Annotated in this window: 15 protein-coding genes; 7 read left to right on the forward strand and 8 right to left on the reverse strand. The window is 60.7% G+C overall.

All coding sequences use genetic code 11. The annotated features are described in order from the left end of the window. Positions 1-3: 3 nt before the first annotated feature. From RTCIAT899_RS15160 to RTCIAT899_RS15170, 3 genes are all read left to right on the forward strand, one after another. Complete coding sequence (locus tag RTCIAT899_RS15160; protein WP_015341119.1) at positions 4-1,632, forward strand: alpha-D-glucose phosphate-specific phosphoglucomutase; 1,629 nt, start codon at positions 4-6, stop codon at positions 1,630-1,632. Positions 1,633-1,843: 211 nt separating this feature from the next. Further along, positions 1,844-3,814 carry a glycogen debranching protein GlgX gene (gene glgX / locus RTCIAT899_RS15165; RefSeq protein ID WP_015341120.1) on the forward strand — a complete coding sequence of 657 codons (1,971 nt, stop codon included), beginning with the start codon at positions 1,844-1,846 and terminating at the stop codon, positions 3,812-3,814. Positions 3,815-3,881: 67 nt separating this feature from the next. After that, on the forward strand, positions 3,882-4,370 hold the full coding sequence (locus tag RTCIAT899_RS15170; RefSeq protein ID WP_015341121.1) for a MaoC family dehydratase: 489 nt from the start codon (positions 3,882-3,884) through the stop codon (positions 4,368-4,370). Here the strand turns inward: RTCIAT899_RS15170 and RTCIAT899_RS15175 are convergent. The 7 genes from RTCIAT899_RS15175 to RTCIAT899_RS15205 all read right to left on the reverse strand — a co-directional run bounded on the left by RTCIAT899_RS15175 (position 4,367) and on the right by RTCIAT899_RS15205 (position 10,884). After that, positions 4,367-4,792, reverse strand: coding sequence for a hypothetical protein (locus RTCIAT899_RS15175; RefSeq protein ID WP_041677668.1), 426 nt, complete (start codon positions 4,790-4,792; stop codon positions 4,367-4,369). The genes RTCIAT899_RS15170 and RTCIAT899_RS15175 overlap by 4 nt on opposite strands. 64 nt (positions 4,793-4,856) lie before the next feature. Next, on the reverse strand, positions 4,857-5,405 hold the full coding sequence (locus RTCIAT899_RS15180) for a sarcosine oxidase subunit gamma (RefSeq protein ID WP_015341122.1): 549 nt from the start codon (positions 5,403-5,405) through the stop codon (positions 4,857-4,859). Then, positions 5,398-8,394, reverse strand: coding sequence for a sarcosine oxidase subunit alpha (locus RTCIAT899_RS15185; protein ID WP_015341123.1), 2,997 nt, complete (start codon positions 8,392-8,394; stop codon positions 5,398-5,400). The genes RTCIAT899_RS15180 and RTCIAT899_RS15185 overlap by 8 nt, the downstream gene beginning before the upstream one ends. After that, complete coding sequence (locus tag RTCIAT899_RS15190; RefSeq protein ID WP_015341124.1) at positions 8,391-8,756, reverse strand: sarcosine oxidase subunit delta; 366 nt, start codon at positions 8,754-8,756, stop codon at positions 8,391-8,393. The genes RTCIAT899_RS15185 and RTCIAT899_RS15190 overlap by 4 nt, the downstream gene beginning before the upstream one ends. Positions 8,757-8,771: 15 nt before the next feature. Beyond that, positions 8,772-9,191 (reverse strand): hypothetical protein, encoded by a 420-nt coding sequence (locus RTCIAT899_RS15195; RefSeq protein ID WP_015341125.1) that lies wholly within the window; start codon positions 9,189-9,191, stop codon positions 8,772-8,774. Next, positions 9,191-10,444, reverse strand: coding sequence for a sarcosine oxidase subunit beta family protein (locus tag RTCIAT899_RS15200; protein WP_015341126.1), 1,254 nt, complete (start codon positions 10,442-10,444; stop codon positions 9,191-9,193). Before RTCIAT899_RS15200 ends, RTCIAT899_RS15195 begins: the two co-directional genes overlap by 1 nt. A gap of 161 nt (positions 10,445-10,605) precedes the next feature. Then, positions 10,606-10,884, reverse strand: coding sequence for a hypothetical protein (locus tag RTCIAT899_RS15205; RefSeq protein ID WP_015341127.1), 279 nt, complete (start codon positions 10,882-10,884; stop codon positions 10,606-10,608). 343 nt (positions 10,885-11,227) lie between these two features. Here RTCIAT899_RS15205 and rpsU point away from each other — a divergent pair, with 343 nt between their 5' ends. The 4 genes from rpsU (at position 11,228) to RTCIAT899_RS15225 (ending at position 15,598) form a co-directional block, all read left to right on the forward strand. Further along, positions 11,228-11,440: a 30S ribosomal protein S21 gene (gene rpsU / locus RTCIAT899_RS15210; protein WP_004117638.1), complete on the forward strand. Its 213-nt coding sequence runs from the start codon at positions 11,228-11,230 to the stop codon at positions 11,438-11,440. A gap of 138 nt (positions 11,441-11,578) precedes the next feature. After that, positions 11,579-12,454 carry a tetratricopeptide repeat protein gene (locus tag RTCIAT899_RS15215; RefSeq protein WP_015341128.1) on the forward strand — a complete coding sequence of 292 codons (876 nt, stop codon included), beginning with the start codon at positions 11,579-11,581 and terminating at the stop codon, positions 12,452-12,454. 166 nt (positions 12,455-12,620) lie between these two features. After that, the gene (locus RTCIAT899_RS15220) at positions 12,621-13,691 is read left to right on the forward strand and encodes an NAD(P)/FAD-dependent oxidoreductase (RefSeq protein WP_015341129.1); all 1,071 of its coding nucleotides are present in this window, start codon (positions 12,621-12,623) and stop codon (positions 13,689-13,691) included. A gap of 251 nt (positions 13,692-13,942) precedes the next feature. Next, complete coding sequence (locus RTCIAT899_RS15225; protein ID WP_041677978.1) at positions 13,943-15,598, forward strand: sensor histidine kinase; 1,656 nt, start codon at positions 13,943-13,945, stop codon at positions 15,596-15,598. A 139-nt stretch (positions 15,599-15,737) separates the two neighbouring features. On the opposite strand, the gene RTCIAT899_RS15230 is transcribed toward RTCIAT899_RS15225, so the two are convergent. Continuing rightward, entirely contained in the window at positions 15,738-17,132 is a 1,395-nt protein-coding gene (locus RTCIAT899_RS15230; RefSeq protein ID WP_041677979.1) for an NAD(P)(+) transhydrogenase (Re/Si-specific) subunit beta, read from the reverse strand. Positions 17,133-17,138: the final 6 nt, after the last annotated feature.

Here is a 17,138-nt window from a genome sequence, read left to right on the forward strand (position 1 = left end):
CCGATGATTAAAACCGTACCGACCACCCCCTATGCGGATCAGAAACCCGGCACTTCGGGCTTGCGAAAGAAGGTTCCCGTATTCCAGCAGCCGAACTACGCGGAAAACTTCATCCAGTCGATTTTCGATTCGCTCGAAGGCTATCAGGGCAAGTGCCTGGTCATCGGCGGCGACGGCCGCTACTACAATCGCGAAGTCATCCAGAAGGCCATCAAAATGGCCGCTGCGAACGGTTTCGGCAAGGTGATGGTCGGCAAGGGCGGCATCCTCTCGACGCCCGCAGCCTCCAATATCATCCGCAAATACAAGGCCTTCGGCGGTATCATCCTGTCGGCCAGCCACAATCCCGGTGGTCCGACCGAAGACTTCGGCATCAAATACAACATCAGCAATGGCGGCCCAGCGCCCGAAAAGATCACCGACGCCATCTATGAGCGCTCCAGGGTGATCGACAGCTACAAGATCGCCGACTTCCCGGACATCAACCTCGACCGCATTGCCCGCGAGGACGTCGGCGGCATGATCGTCTCGGTCATCGACCCCGTCGAAGACTATGCGGCTCTCATGGAGGAGCTGTTTGATTTCGGCGCGATCCGCAACCTGATCAGCCTGGGCTTCCGCATCTGCTTCGACGCGATGAGTGCCGTCACCGGTCCTTATGCCAAGGAAATCTTCGAGATCCGCCTCGGCGCCCCGGACGGATCGGTGCGCAACTTCCTGCCGCTGCCGGATTTCGGCGGTCATCATCCCGATCCGAACCTTGTCTACTGCAAAGAGCTCTACGATGACATGATGAGCGACGATGCGCCCGATTTCGGCGCAGCGTCGGACGGCGACGGCGACCGCAATCTCATCATCGGCAAAGGCATCTACGTCACCCCTTCCGACAGTCTGGCGATCCTGGCGGCCAACGCCAACCTCGCTCCCGGCTATTCGCATGGCATTGCCGGCATCGCCCGTTCGATGCCAACAAGCGGCGCTGCCGATCGCGTAGCCGAAAAGCGTGGCGTTGGCATCTACGAAACGCCGACCGGCTGGAAGTTCTTCGGCAATCTGCTCGATGCCGGCATGGCAACGATCTGTGGCGAGGAAAGCTCCGGCACCGGCTCCAACCACGTTCGGGAAAAGGACGGTCTTTGGGCCGTGCTGCTCTGGCTGAACATCCTGGCTGTACGCGGCGAAAGCGTCATCGATATCGTGACGCAGCATTGGGCCACCTATGGCCGCAACTATTATTCCCGGCACGATTATGAAGGTGTCGACACAGACGCTGCCAACGGCCTGATTGCAGCGCTGCGCGAAAAGCTGCCGACCTTGCCGGGCACGAAAATCGGCGATCTCACCGTTTCCGCCGCCGACGACTTCGCGTACCACGACCCGGTCGACAAGTCGGTCAGCCAGCATCAGGGCATCCGCATCCTCTTCGAAGGTGGCTCTCGCGTGGTCTTCCGCCTCTCCGGCACCGGCACCACCGGCGCCACGCTGCGCGTCTATATCGAGCGCTACGAGCCGGATCCGACCCGTCACAATATCGAGACCCAGGAAGCGCTGGCCGATCTCATCACGGCTGCCCAGGATATCGCCGACATCAAGGGCCGCACCGGCCGTGACGCACCGACGGTGATTACCTGAGTTTTAGGTTTTAAGTTCCTTCTCCCCGTAATGCGGGGAGAAGGTGGTCATGAGCGGCTGAACGAAGTAAAGCAGCGACTGGTCGGAGAGGGGCCTTCTCGAAATTCACCGCAACTGCATAATATGCCGAACGCTCTGCCCCTCACCCTAGCCCTCTCCCGGCAGGCGGGGAGAGGGAACAATCTCCAGCGATCCGGAAAGCCCGCGAGATATGTCAGAACCGACAACCCGCAGCCTTGGCGCGACCCTCACCGACTCGGGTGTTGAATTTGCCGTCTATTCCAGGCATGCCGAGCAGATAGACCTCTGTCTGTTCGACGCTGAGGGCCGCAAGGAAATCGCGCGGCTTCCGCTCGCACGCGACGGCGATGAGCATCGACTCTTTGTTAGAGATGCCGGGGAAGGCACGCGCTACGGCCTGCGAGCCCATGGTTCATACGATCCCGACCAAGGCCTGTGGTTCGACCCTTCCAAACTGCTGGTCGACCCCTATACCAGGGAAATAGACCGGCCGTTTCGCTACGATCCGCGCCTGGGGATCTTCGGTGCGGACACGCAGGATCTGATGCCCAAGGCGATCGTCTCGCGCGATATCGCGGTAAAGCGAGCCAAGCCTTTGTTTCAGCCGGGCGGTCTGATCTATGAAATCGCCGTGAAGCCCTTCACCATGCTGCATCCCGACGTGCCGGCGAAACAGCGCGGCACGCTCGGCGCCCTCGCCCATCCCTTCGTCATCGCGCATCTCAAGCGTCTGCAGGTCGACGCCATCGAACTGATGCCGATCACCGCATGGATCGATGAACGGCACCTGCCGCCGCTCGGCCTCACCAATGGCTGGGGCTACAATCCGGTCGCCTTCATGGCGCTCGACCCGCGCCTCGTCCCCGGCGGCATGAAGGAGCTGCGCGAGACGGTCGCTGCCCTTCACGCCGAAGGCATCGCCGTCATCCTCGATCTCGTCTTCAATCATACCGGCGAGAGCGACCGCCAGGGCCCGACACTATCCCTGCGCGGCCTCGACAACCCCACTTATTTCCGCCATTTGCCGGACCAGCCCGGAACGCTGGTCAACGATACTGGCACTGGAAACACCGTCGCCTGCGATCAGCCGGTAACGCGAAAGCTCATTATCGACAGCCTCAGCCATTTTGTCCGCAATACCGGCATCGACGGCTTCCGCTTCGATCTCGCCACCGTGCTGGGACGCAACGGCAAGGGCTTCGATCCGGAAAGCATGACGCTTCGCACCATGCTGGCGGACGAAGTGCTGCAGGATCGCATTATGATCGCCGAACCCTGGGACATCGGTCCCGGCGGCTATCAGCTCGGGAATTTCCCGGCACCTTTTCTCGAATGGAACGACCGCGCCCGCGACGACCTGCGCCGCTTCTGGCGCGGCGATGCCGGCATCGGCGATCTGGCAACGATCCTTGCCGGCTCCTCCTCCATCTTCGGCCGTGACGGGCGCACGCAGACGCGCTGCGTCAACTTCCTCGCGGCCCATGACGGCTTCACGCTGATGGATCTCGTTTCCTACGAGAACAAGCACAATGAGGCCAATGGCGAAAACAATCGCGACGGCCACAACGAAAACTTCTCCTGGAACAACGGCATCGAGGGAAAAACGGACGATCAGGCGATCCAGTCCAAGCGCCGCGCCGATATCGAAGCCATGCTGTCGACGCTCTTTGCCGCGCGCGGCACGATCATGCTGACCGCGGGCGATGAAGGCGGGCGCAGCCAGCAGGGCAACAACAATGCCTATTGCCAGGACAACGCCATCACCTGGATGGACTGGAAGCTGCTGGACGAAGAGCTGATCGGCCATACCGCCTGGCTCGCCGGTCTGCACCGCCGCTTCACGGCCTTTGCCGATATGAATTTCTTCCGCGGCGATGGCGACGTGCTTTGGTTCTCAAGCGCAGGGACGCCGATGACGGTGCCGGATTGGGAGGCGCCGGGAGCGGCCGTGCTCGGCATGGCGCTGCAAACAGGGGATCGCGCGACACATCGATCGACGCGGCTCGCGCTGGTCTTCAATCGCGCCGCGGACGAGCGCTCCGTGACATTGCCGGTTTCCGAAAGCGGCGGCTGGTCCCGGCTGACGGTGGCAGGCGAAACGCCAGCCGGGGAGCAGATCGCCATTCCCGCCCGCTCCGTCGCTTTCTTTGTCGAAAACTGATCCCGGTTGCACTTTCAGTCTCGATTCGCCAGAAAGGGCTTTGACGACACAGACTGACGAGGATGGCATGCCTGGCGAAATTTCGCTTGTTGAGATCATGAAGCTTGCGGGAACGGAAATCGGCGTTTCCGATTGGATCACCGTCGACCAGACGATGATCGACACCTTTGCCGATGCGACGCTCGATCACCAATTCATCCACGTCGATCCCGAGCGCGCCAAAGCGGAAACCCCCTATGGCGGCACCATCGCCCATGGCTTCCTGACACTCTCGCTGCTCTCGGCGATGAACTATAGCGCATTGCCGAAGATCCGCGAACAGACCATGGGCATCAACTACGGCTTCGAGAAGATCCGCTTCATGTCGCCGGTCAAGTGCGGAGCGCGGGTGCGAGGACGTTTCACACTCGCCGAAACGCGGCTGCGCGGCGCCAATATGCTGATGCTGACCTATGACGTGACAGTCGAGATCGAAAACGAACGCAAACCGGCGCTAACCGCGACATGGACGACCATATCGCAGTTCGACCCGAAGGATCGGCCCGAAGAGGGTTAAGACTTTTTCAGGATGGAGCGGATTTTCTGCATAAATATAACCAGAAGAAGAAGCGCAATTCCACAGAGAGCTTCCGGGAGTTGGGAAGTTAAAGCGCGAAATATGGAAAGCGCATCGAAGGAAACTTCGCCGTCTACAACCTGCTCGATTATATGAAGAACTATTATTGCGGGTATGAAAGCCATCAAGTAGCTTCGAATATGGTCTAAAGCGTTAAATTTACTTGGTATCGTTGGCTGCGTGCTTCCGAAGCCTATACCGGTCCATGACTTGGAATCGACTTCCAGGCTTTCCCTGTCAGAGCCCATGGGCATGACCTTTGTATCGCGCATCACGCTGCGCTGATTGAGGGCGAGTGCTACGAGCGCGCCCATACAGCCAGTATGCAACCGAAATTGACGGTACACAAGATCGATTGCCATCAACTCTCGGCATCATGCACCAAGCCAATTTTTACATCGACTTTGCCTGCGAAGTCCGTCGGGCTTAAAGCCCAGCATCCTCCGCACCTTCGGCGAGAAGGCCGAACGCATAGTCGGAGAAGGAGCGCCAGACCTCGACGCGGAACGTCTCCTCATCGAGCCGCAGGACCACGACCTCAGCCTTGCCGAGCAGCGTGCGCGAGCAAGCGCCGACAGAGAATGCGCTCAGCGAAACATCCTGCGGGCAGCCGGCGGCAAGCGTTGCTTCCGCGCCGGGACCGGAGATGATGACTGCGGTATTGCGATGTGAGACATCGGTCGCCGAATGCAGCACACCGGACGATGCCGCCACGCCGACCAGCTCGGCACCGTTTTCATCGATGACGAGCCATTCGTCCGGGCCGAGCCACAGGGCATGACGGCCATTGGCGCCGGCTGACGTCTTCGGGCGGGTCGGCAGCTGAAGGCCGAGCGCCTGCGAAAGACCATGGACAGAATCCGCAGGCGCGCGCAGCGAAATGCGGCTTGCAGGAGCGGCTGGCGTCAGCCGGACGGTCGAGGAACCGCCGTGGCGGCCGGCGAGTGGCAGTTTGCGGGTAGCGAGATCAGCCATTGATCCGGCCTCCTTCCTTGTCAAAAAATACCAGATCCGTCACCTCGACTGATATCGTCTTGTCGGGCATCGGCACATAGAGCGTCTTGCCCATGCGCTCGCGCCCGCCGGCAACCAGCGCGAAGGCGATGGAGCGGCCGAGATTTTCGGACCAGTAGGACGAGGTGACATGGCCGAGCATGGCCATCGGCTTCTGCTCGTTCGGATCGGCAACGATCTGTGCGCCCTCCTCCAGCACCACCTTCGGATCGCGGGTGACGAGACCGACGAGCTGCTTGCGGCCTTCCTTGACCAGATCCTGCCGTTTCAGGCCGCGAATACCGACGAAATCGGTCTTCTTCTTGGAAACGGCCCAGGCAAGGCCGGCGTCATCGGGCGTCACCGTGCCGTCGGTATCCTGGCCGACGATGATATAGCCCTTCTCAGCGCGGAGCACGTGCATGGTCTCGGTGCCGTAGGCGCAGGCGCCCAGCGGCTCAGCGCGAGCCCATACGGCCTCCCAAACCGACTGGCCATAATCGGCCGGCACATTGATTTCGTAGCCGACTTCACCGGTGAAGGAGACGCGGAACAGCCGCGCCGGCACGCCGCAAACCTTGCACTCGGCGACACTCATATGCGGGAAGGCCTCGTTGGACAGATCCTGGCCCTCGACCAGCGGCTCGATGATCTCGCGTGCCTTCGGACCCTGTACGGCGATAACAGCCCATTGCTCGGTGGTCGAGGTCAGCCACACCTTCAGGTGCGGGAACTCGGTCTGCAGATAGTCTTCCATATGATGCAGCACACGCGGCGCACCGCCCGTCGTGGTCGTCACATGGAAGCGATCCTCGGCCAGACGTCCGACGACGCCATCGTCATAAACGAAGCCGTCTTCGCGGGTCATGATGCCGTAGCGGCAGCGGCCGGGCTTCAGCGTATCCCAGGCATTGGTGTAGAGGAGGTTCAGGAATTCCGCCGCATCCGGCCCGACCACTTCGATCTTGCCGAGCGTCGAGGCATCGAACACGCCGGCCACTTCGCGCGCCGTACGGCATTCGCGATTGACGGCCTGATGCATGGTCTCGCCGGCACGCGGATAGAACCAGGCGCGCTTCCAGTTGCCGACATCTTCGAAGATCGCGCCGTGCGCCTCTTCCCAGGCATGCATCGGCGTCTTGCGGGCGGGATCAAAGAGAGCCCCGCGCGAATGGCTGATCAGCGTGCCGTAGGTAACGGGCGTATAGGGCGCGCGGAAGGTGGTGAGACCGACCTGCGGAATATCCTTGCCGAGCATTTCGGCAGCGATCGCCAGGCCATGCATGTTGGATAGTTTGCCCTGGTCGGACGCCATGCCGTTGGTGGTGAAGCGCTTGATATGCTCGATGGAATGCATGCCTTCGCGCACTGCAAGGCGGATATCCTTGGCGCAGACATCGTGCTGGAAATCGACGAAAGCCTTGGCATTCGTATCCGGTCCCGCACCTTCGGCAGCACCGATCATGCCGCCTGTCCATTCGAAGGCCTGCTCGGCGTGGAGCTGGATCTTCTCTCCGCCATTGGTGCTGCCGGTCGCGCGCGCCATCAGCTCGCCGGCGGCAAGTGATTCCTCGATCGCGGCTTGCAGCCCATCCGTGCCGTTGCAGGCGCCGACCGAAAGGCAATCCTGAACATAGGTGCCCGGCAGGAAGCGCTGCTTCTCGGTATCGAATTTCAGCTTGCCGCGCGATTGCGAAAAGAGATGAACGGAGGGCGTCCAGCCCGCCGAAACCAGGAGGGCATCCACGGGGATCTTGCGGGTTGCGGAACTGCCGTTGCGCGAGACGGTCATCGAGGCGACGCGCAGCTTGCCTGATGTATCGACGACGGCATAGTCGGTCAGCACCTCGATGCCGAGCCGCTTTGCTTCGGCGAGAACCGCCTCGCCCGGACGCGCACGGCTGTCGACGATGGCAGCGATGGAAACGCCGGCGCGCTTCAGATCGAAGGCGGCCTCATAGGCCGAATCATGCGCCGTGTAGACGCCGATCTTCGCACCGACGGCGACGCCATAGTGGTTGAGATAGGCACGCGCAGCCGAAGCGAGCATGATGCCCGGACGATCGTTGTTCGGAAACACCATGTGGCGTTCGATCGCGCCTGTCGCCAGGATGGCGCGCTTGGCGCGGACCTGCCATAGGCGCTCGCGCGGCAAGTCGCGGCCGGGTTTGGCCAGATGGTCGGTCACGCGTTCGGCAAGGCCGAAGAAATTATGGTTGTAATAGCCGAAGGCGGTCGTGCGGGTCAGCACCTGGACATTCGGCATCGCCTTGAGCTTGGCGACGGTCGCTTGCGCCCACTCGTACCCTTCGGCGCCATCGATCTTGATGCCGGTATCGAAGCGGAGCGCGCCGCCGACATCCGGCTGTTCGTCACAGAGGATGACCTTGGCGCCAGTTTCAGCCGCCGCGAGCGCCGCGGAAAGACCGGCGACGCCGGCACCCACGACAAGAACGTCGCAATGGGCGTAACGACCGGCATAGTGATCCGGATCCTCTTCCGTCGGCGCAACGCCGAGGCCGGCAGCACGGCGGATGAAGGGCTCGTAAATATGCTTCCAGGCCGACTTCGGCCACATGAAGGTCTTGTAGTAGAAGCCAGCGGCAAAGAAGGGCGACATCAGATTGTTGACGCCACCGATATCGAAGGCGAGCGACGGCCAGCGGTTTTGCGACTGAGCCTTCATGCCGTCGAAAACTTCCTGCACGCTGGCACGCACGTTCGGCTGTCGCCGCGCCGCATCGCGCGAGATATCGAGCAGTGCGTTCGGTTCTTCGGCTCCAGCCGAAAGGATACCGCGCGGACGGTGATACTTGAAGGAACGGCCGACAAGATGGACGCCGTTGGCAAGCAGCGCCGAGGCGACGGTATCGCCCTCGAGCGCGGTATAGGTCTTGCCGTCAAAAGTGAAGCGAGCGGTTCTGGCCGGCGTCAAACGCCCCTTGCCCGCGATACGATTGGCGCCGCTCATTCAGCAAATCCCTCTGTTGGTGCCGTCTTTTCTTGTTCGTTCTGTTGCTGCGTCACCGGTTCGGCCGCGCCGGGCTTGAGCGTCGCTGGATCCGGCTTCGGTTCGCCGGCCTTGTAGGTTCGGTAGAAGTGATCGCTCACCGTGTCGCGCGCCGCATTGAAGAAGCGGCCGCAGCCATGGATGTGCCGCCAGCGCTCGAAGATCAGCCCCTTCGGGTTGTCGCGCAGGAAGAAATATTCCTCGAATTCCTCGTCCGAGATCCCGGCAATATTGGCCGGCCGCACGATATGCGCGTCGCCGGCGTTGCGGAATTCGAGTTCCGAACGCTCTTCCTCGCAATAGGGGCAGTAAATCAGCAGCATTGTTTTCTACCTGTGTTAAAGCTCGGAGCCTGTAAGGCTTGTGCCGGGAGGCTGCGCGCAAAGCTGCCGCCCCATGATGACGAAAGGTGTTATGCGCTTCAGCAGCGCCTCCAGCGATCCATAGGGCTTCAGCACATTGGTCATCCCCAGATTGACCAGGCTCATGCCCAGCAGATCCGTGTCGATCGCAAACGCCCTGGTCGCCTCGGGCGTCTGATCCGGCACGAAATAGACCGCCGGCTTGTTCAGCACCTTGGCGCAGGCAATCACGCCGCTTTCGGCCACGAAGGGCCAGTCGGCCTCATCCTTCGCCTTGTGGATCACCTGCATGCGAAAATCCTTGACCCCCGGAATAAGATCGCTGACTTCGGTCGCGATCGCTCCGACCGGCAGGGAAAGCCCTGCGGCAAGAACGATCCCGACCGCGGCCAGCATCAGTGTGCCACGGCGGCGGCCGCCGCCTCATCGATCAGACGGCCAGTGCGGAAGCGATCCAGCGTCAGGCCGGCATTGAACTTGTGCGGCTCGTCGCGGGCAATCAGATGGGCAAAGAGATTGGCCGAACCCGGCGTCGCCTTGAAGCCGCCGGTGCCCCAGCCGCAATTGACATAGAGCCCGGGCACCGGCGTCTTCGACTGGATTGCCGAACGATCCGGCGTATTGTCGACGATGCCGCCCCAGGAACGCATCATCTTCACGCGACGGAACATCGGGAACAATTCGCAGATCGCATCCAGCGTATGGGTGATGATCTGCAACCCGCCGGTCTGGCTGTATGAATTATATTGATCCGTGCCGGCGCCGATGACGAGCTCGCCCTTGTCTGACTGCGAGATATAGGCATGCACCGTGTTCGACATGACGACGCAGGGGAAGATCGGCTTCAGCGGCTCGGAAACGAGCGCCTGCAGTGGGCTCGATTGCAGCGGCACGCGAACGCCGGCCATCTGCATGACGACGGTGGTGTGGCCGGCTGCGGAAACGCCGACCTTCTTGGCGCCGATAAAGCCCTTACTCGTATCGACGCCGGTCACACGGCCGTCTGGCCCGCGCCGAATGCCGGTCACTTCGCAATTCTGGATAATGTGCACGCCGCGATCGGAAGCGGCGCGCGCGAAGCCCCAAGCGACCGCATCGTGACGCGCCGTGCCGCCGCGACGCTGCAGGGCGGCACCGTTGATCGGATAGCGCGCCGTCTTCGAAATATCGAGCGGCGGGCAATATGCCTTAGCCTGCTCGGGCGTCAGCCATTCATTGTCGATGCCATAGAGACGGTTGGCGTGGATATGCCGCTTGAAGGACTGCTGGTCATGCACATTGTGCGACAGCATCATCACGCCGCGCGGCGAATACATGACATTGTAATTGAGATCCTGAGACAGCCCTTCCCAGAGCTTCATCGAATGCTCGTAGATGTGCATGCTCTCTTCATAGAGATAGTTCGAGCGGATGATGGTCGTGTTGCGGCCGGTATTGCCGCCGCCGAGCCAGCCCTTTTCGATCACCGCGACATTGGTGATGCCATGCTCCTTGGCGAGATAGTAGGCTGCACCCAGGCCATGACCGCCGCCACCGACGATGATGACGTCATACTCCTTGCGCGGCTCCGGCGAGGTCCATTGAGCCTCCCAGCCCTTGTGAGCCCGCATCGCTTCCCGTGCCACGGCAAAAACCGAGTATTTACGCATTCGCCCTCAACTCCTTCAGGCAAGACGCCCTTTTTCTGGGTCATACAAATCGCAAATCCAAAACCGACACAACGGCTCTTTTGCGACGCATTCAGCACCGTCTTTCGACACGGTTAAGATTGCCGCCATCCCGCCTGCCCCGCTTACGACCTCCTAGCCGATTATTTGCGCTGCAGATGGCAGACCTTCACGCGCCCGCCATGACCGTCCTTGCTCCAGACACATCCCTCTTTTCGCGGCTTTCCATTGTGGAGATAAATTCTCGCACGATGTTTGCTGTCGTAGGTCTGATTGGAAAAATCATGGCCACCGATGCGCACATTCTTACCAAACCGCACTTCGCCGGCTGCTGCAGGCGCAAACACCGCAGTGAGTACCACAAGGCTGAGCGCGAGCGCAGCAAGCGCTTTCCCAACAGCGATAAAGCGATGCGATTGCATGAAGTGATTCCCTCCCGTTTCGGACAGCTGCTCGAATCCCCCGCAGCTCACGAATGATTCTGATCCGAAATGCTCACATAAGCATGTCAGTGCCGCAAAGATCGGGATCTGCCAATCCCTCTTTCAAGCGCCTTCGTGAAAGCGCAGCAGGTATCGCCGGTTCAATTCAACCCTCGACAACTAGCTTTTTCCTCTGCAAACTCACGATCTGGCTAGACTTTGACAAACCGATCTGCTATCCCGCCACCCAATCGCAAGGCTGTGGCCGCGCGAACGTTATATTTTTGCCTCCTGGCGCTGCCGTCGCCGCTGGCATCAACCAAACCAAAGGAACGTGATTCTCGTGCAGGTACTTGTCCGCGATAACAATGTCGACCAGGCTCTCCGCGCTCTCAAGAAGAAGATGCAGCGCGAAGGTATTTTCCGCGAAATGAAGATGCGCGACTACTATGAAAAGCCGTCGCAGAAGCGTGCTCGCGAGAAGGCTGAAGCTGTTCGTCGCGTTCGCAAGCTTGCTCGCAAGCGCGCTCAGCGCGAAGGCCTTGTTGCCAAGTAATCGCCGTTTTTTCGACGTTTTCAGATGCATGTGTGGCGGGGGCGAGTCGTTCGCCGCCGCCTTTTTGATTTATTCTCTACGCAAATCGGATTAAATCAGAACAGCCTGATATGACGCATGGGGAAAGCGAACCCGATAATGGCAATGACGACTTCCGTAAAGTTCCGCACTTCGAACCTCTCCTTACCCGTTTCGAAGCGCGCCGCGGTGCTGCCTGCTTTGGCGATACTTGCCGCGATCAGCCTTTCCGGCTGCCAGACGGCTACGACCGATAATGTGATCCAGATCGACAAGGCTCAGGGCTCGTCCGAAAATATCGCCTCGCTGACATCAGTCATCAATGCCAATCCGCAGGATCCGGAAGGCTACAATGTGCGCGGCACGGCCTATGGCCGCGGCGGCGATTTCAACCGCGCTCTTGGCGATTTCAATCAGGCGATCCAGCTCAATCCGAAGTTCTACCAGGCCTATGCCAACCGCGCGCTCATCTATCGCAACATGGGCAAGCTGCCGGAAGCGGTCGCGGACTATAATGCGGCGCTGCAGATCAACTCGAACTACGACGTCGCCTATATCGGCCGCGGCAACCTCTACCGCCAGTCAGGCCGCGACAACGACGCCTTCAACGATTATTCGAAGGCCATCAGCCTCGGGACGACGGACGGCCGCGCCTATAATGGCCGTGGCGTGATCTACCAGAAGCGCAATCAGCAGGATAAGGCGATCGACGATTTCTCCAAGGCGATCTCGCTGTCGCCGAACTCGCCGGAGCCTTACAACAGCCGCGGCATCTCCTATCTCGCGCAGAACGACGACGACAACGCGTTTGCCGATTTCAACCATGCGATCGAGCTGAACAACAAGCTCGCCGAATCCTGGGCAAACCAGGCATTCGTCTATGAGCGCAAAGGCGACAAGGCGAAAGCCCGCCGCTCCTATCAGCATGCGGTCAACCTCGATCCCAACTATCAGCCGGCCAGAGACGGCCTGGCGCGCGTCGGCGCCGGCGCCTGACACGGGGCATATCGCCGTAAAGATATCCAGCCGCCGGCGATCCCTGCCCGGCGGCTTTTCTTTGCCCTGGTCTTCGATTTTGCGCATGTCGATATCGCAAAACCGCTGCACACTTTTGCGCGACATGCTGTAGTCTCGGGCTCATCCGTTCAAGCGAGACAAAGACATGCCCTCCCCGCAGAAAATCATCGTCATCGGCGCCGGTATCATCGGGGCTTCCATCGCCTGGCATCTGTGTCGCAGGGGGGCGTCGGTAACGGTGGTCGCACAGCAGATCGGCGGCGTTGCCACCCCGAACTCCTTCGCCTGGATCAATGCCAGCTGGGGCAATCCGGAATTCTACTTCCATCTCCGCCATCGCTCGATGGCCGAGTGGTCGAGGCTGAAGGCAGATCTGCCTGACATCCCTCTATCCTGGTGCGGTAGCCTCAGCTGGGATCTTCCCGAGCCGGAGCTGGACGCCTATGCGGCGCAGCACCATGGCTGGGGCTATGGCATACAGCCGGTGAACCGGGCGACAAGTGCGATGCTCGAACCGAATCTGGCCAATCCGCCCGACTATGCTCTGCACGTCGCGGAAGAAGGCGCGGTCGAACCCGTTGCCGCCGCCAAACTGCTGCTGGAAGACGCATGCCTTCGGGGAGCGATCCTGTCATCCAGTGTCGAAGTCAAAGGCCTGCTGAGGCAGGGCGAGCGGATCGTCGGCATCGAAACGAGCGAAGGGCCGATGCACGCCGATCATGTCGTTCTGGCTGCCGGTGCAGGCACGGCAGCACTTGCCGCCTCGGCGGATATTCTCGTACCGCTTGAAACACCTCCGGGGCTCATCGTCCATTCACGACCCGTAGGGAAAATGCTGAACGGTCTGGTGATGGCACCGGAGCTGCATCTGCGCCAAACGGCAGAAGGACGAATCATAGCCGGCGGCGACTTCGGCGGCACCGATCCCGGCGATAATCCTCAAGCGGCTGCCGACGCGCTCTTCGCCAAGGTCAGAGCAACATTGAAAGGAGGCGAGGCGCTGGAGCTCGATTTCCACACCGTCGGTTATCGCCCGACGCCGAAAGGCGGCCTGCCGGTCCTCGGCAATATCGGTGCGGCACCGGGCCTCTACCTCGCAGTTCTGCATTCCGGCGTTACGCTCGCACCGCTCGTCGGCCTGCTCGCCGCGCAGGAAATCGTCGATGGCAGCGAAGCGCACGAGCTTGCGCAGTTCCGGCTCTCTCGCTTTTCCTAGCCCGAGAATGAGGCGGTCAGCGCAACTGCAGGGATGCGTTGCCACAGTCGTAAATACCCGAGATCGCTTACGATTTCGCAATAATGACTTTTCAGATGTTGCAAGGAAAATTACCGAGCCCTAACATGGCGCTTCTGGAGCATGTAGCTCGGATCGGGGCACGGGGGCGCTTGGCATGATGACCAATACCATTCTATTTGCGTTTGCCGGCGCGTCGTATCCTCATCGAGGCACGATCGGTTGATCGCTTCATGAGAAAGCCGCATTTTCCGAAAGCGTCGATTGGTGCCTATCTGATCGCAATCGCTCTGGCGATTGCCTTGCCCATTCTCGCTTTCGTCGCGCTGCTTCTGGTTCAGCTCGAAAATAATGAGCGCGATGTGCTGAAGGGTGACACCGTTCAGGATGCGCAGGCGCTTTCGCGCGTCATCGATCGCCAATTGCAGGACATGGCGACGACATTGCGCCTTCTGTCTTCCTCACCGGAACTCGAACGCAACGACATTGCCACCTTCTTCGCCCGCACGGAAACGGTCCTGCGCACTGATTCGCTCTTCGTGCTGCTCATGGAAAAGGATGGCCAGCTCCGGCTGAATACTCGCTGGCCGCTTGGAAAACCACTCGGCAAGACCGGTAACATTGCAGCACTGCAATCGGCGCTGAACTCCGGCCGCATCGAGGCATCCGACGTCTTCATGGGGCCCAACGCCCGCCGCTGGGTCTATAACGTCACCCTGCCCCTCGAACATTCGCCAGCCGGCGCCGCTTTGGCTGTAACCCAGGATGCCGACGAACTGGCCAAGCTCGTGACGACGCAAGCCTTGCCCCCCGGCTGGTCCGCCGCCGTTGTGGATAAATCCGGCCATGTCGTTGCCGCTGGCGGCCCGACGACCCTTGCGCCGGGCGACACGTTCAACAAGGATATTCTGCCGAAACTGATCGCATCGAGCGGTGTCTACCAGGATGAAAAGACCCTCCCGAATGCGGTGCTCGGCTATGCCCAGATCTCCGGCTGGTCCTGGAAGGCCGTCGTCTGGGGACCGATCGCGTCCGCGCAGCAGTCGCTGATGAGCACCTGGCGATTCCTGATCTATGGCGGGGTGACGCTGCTGCTGATCGCGCTGATCGCCGTCTATGCGCTGGCGCGCCAGGTGCGCACGACCATCCAGAGCATAGCCGACATGGCAGACCGCATGGGTCGAGGCGAAATCGTGTCGCCCGTTGACACCAGCGTCATCGAGGCAAACCAGGTGGCCATCGCGCTCTCCAACGCATCCTTCGACCGCAGCGTTACCGAGGATCGGCTGCATTTCGTCATGCACGAGCTTGTCCACCGCACCAAGAATCTATTGGCACTCGCCCAGGCGATGACACGCCAGCTCGCACGGCAGACGGATAGCGTCGATACCTTCCAGCGGGCGGTCGCCGACCGCCTGGAAGGCCTGGCGCGCTCGATCGAGGTGCTGACCAGCGAACAATGGTCCGGCGTGTCGCTGCGCCGCGTGATCGACATTCATCTCGCGACCTTCCTGCAGGGACCTCAGCAGCTCGACGTCCTCGGCAACGACTTCCTCTTGAAGCCGGAGGCGGTGCAGAATCTCGGCCTGATCCTGCACGAGCTTGCCACCAATTCGGTCAAATATGGCGCGCTTTCTGCGCCGGAGGGCAAGATCACCATCGAATGGACGAACGAAGTCACTGAAACCGGCACCATGATCCGCTTCGTCTGGAGCGAAACCGGCGGTCCCACGGTCAAACCGCCCAGCGTGACCGGCTTCGGCACCACCGTCACGAAGACCCATGCCGCGGCATCCTTCAGCGGCCATGTCGAGGTCAATTTCCGTCCGGCCGGACTTGTCTGGATACTGACGGCACCGCGCAACATGATGGAGCGTCAAAGGACTTAAGAGCAGTTCCAGCAAAAGTGCGAAGCGGTTTTGCGTCCGGAACGGCGTAAAAACAAGAAGATAGAGCGTTTTCGCGATTCGAAGAAAAGCGGAATTGCTCTAAGAGCGGAAACACCGCCCTTGCGGGTGCAGCGGCAGCCTACTCGTTCATTGCCTTGACGATGTCCTCGGTCACCTTCTTGGCGTCGCCCAGAAGCATCATCGTGCCATCCTTATAGAACAGTGTGTTGTCGATGCCCGCATAGCCGGAGCCCAGCGAACGCTTGACGAAAAGGCAGGTCTTCGCCTTGTCGACATCGAGGATCGGCATGCCGTAGATCGGCGAGGTCTTGTCGTCGCGCGCCGCCGGATTGGTGACGTCGTTGGCGCCGATGACATAGGCGACATCGGCCTGGGCGAATTCCGAATTGATGTCCTCGAGCTCGAAGACTTCATCATAGGGTACGTTGGCTTCAGCGAGCAGCACGTTCATATGGCCCGGCATGCGGCCGGCAACGGGATGAATGGCATATTTGACCTCGACGCCATGTGCCTTCAGCCTGTCAGCCATTTCGCGCAGCGCATGCTGGGCCTGCGCCACCGCCATGCCGTAACCGGGCACGATGATGACCTTGGAGGCATTCGCCATCAGATAGGCGGCATCCTCGGCCGAGCCGAGCTTCACGGTCTTGTCGGAATTATCAGCTCCGCCCGCGGCCGTCTCGCCGCCGAAACCACCGAGAATGACTGACATGAAGGAGCGGTTCATGCCCTTGCACATGATGTAGGACAGGATCGCACCCGAGGATCCGACAAGGGCGCCGGTGATGATGAGCGCGAGATTACCGAGCGTGAAGCCGATGCCGGCGGCGGCCCAGCCGGAATAGGAGTTCAGCATCGACACGACGACGGGCATATCGGCGCCGCCGATCGGCACGATCAAAAGTACGCCCAGCGCCAGCGATAGCAGCACGACTGCCCAGAAGGCGAAATGGCTCTCGCTCGCCGCCAGGCTGATGATGAAGAACACGATCAGGACAAGCAGAGCGGCATTGATGATGTGTCGGTTCGGCAGCAGGATCGGCTTGCCGGACATGCGCCCGTCCAATTTCAGGAAGGCGATGATCGAGCCGGTGAAGGTCAAGGCTCCGATCGCTACACCGATCGCCATCTCGATGCGAGCCTCGGTGTGAATGTACCCGATCTCGCCGATGCCGAAGGAGGATGGCGTATAGAGCGCCGAAGCAGCGACGAGGACGGCCGCAAGACCGACCAGCGAATGGAAACCTGCCACGAGCTGCGGCATCGAGGTCATCGGAATGACACGCGCGATATAGGCACCCGCTCCGCCGCCAATGGCAAGGCCAAGGATGATCAGCACGAAGCCGCCGAAGGATGGCGTCGCCAGCACAAGCGTGGTGACGATGGCAATGCCCATGCCGATCATGCCGTAGAGATTGCCGCGCCGGCTGGTGGCCGGATGCGACAGGCCGCGCAGTGCCAGGACGAACAGGACGCCGGAAACGAGATAGAGGAAAGCCGCGATATTGCTCAGCATGCC

The organism is Rhizobium tropici CIAT 899, assembly GCF_000330885.1.
In the GTDB taxonomy this organism is placed as follows: domain Bacteria; phylum Pseudomonadota; class Alphaproteobacteria; order Rhizobiales; family Rhizobiaceae; genus Rhizobium; species Rhizobium tropici.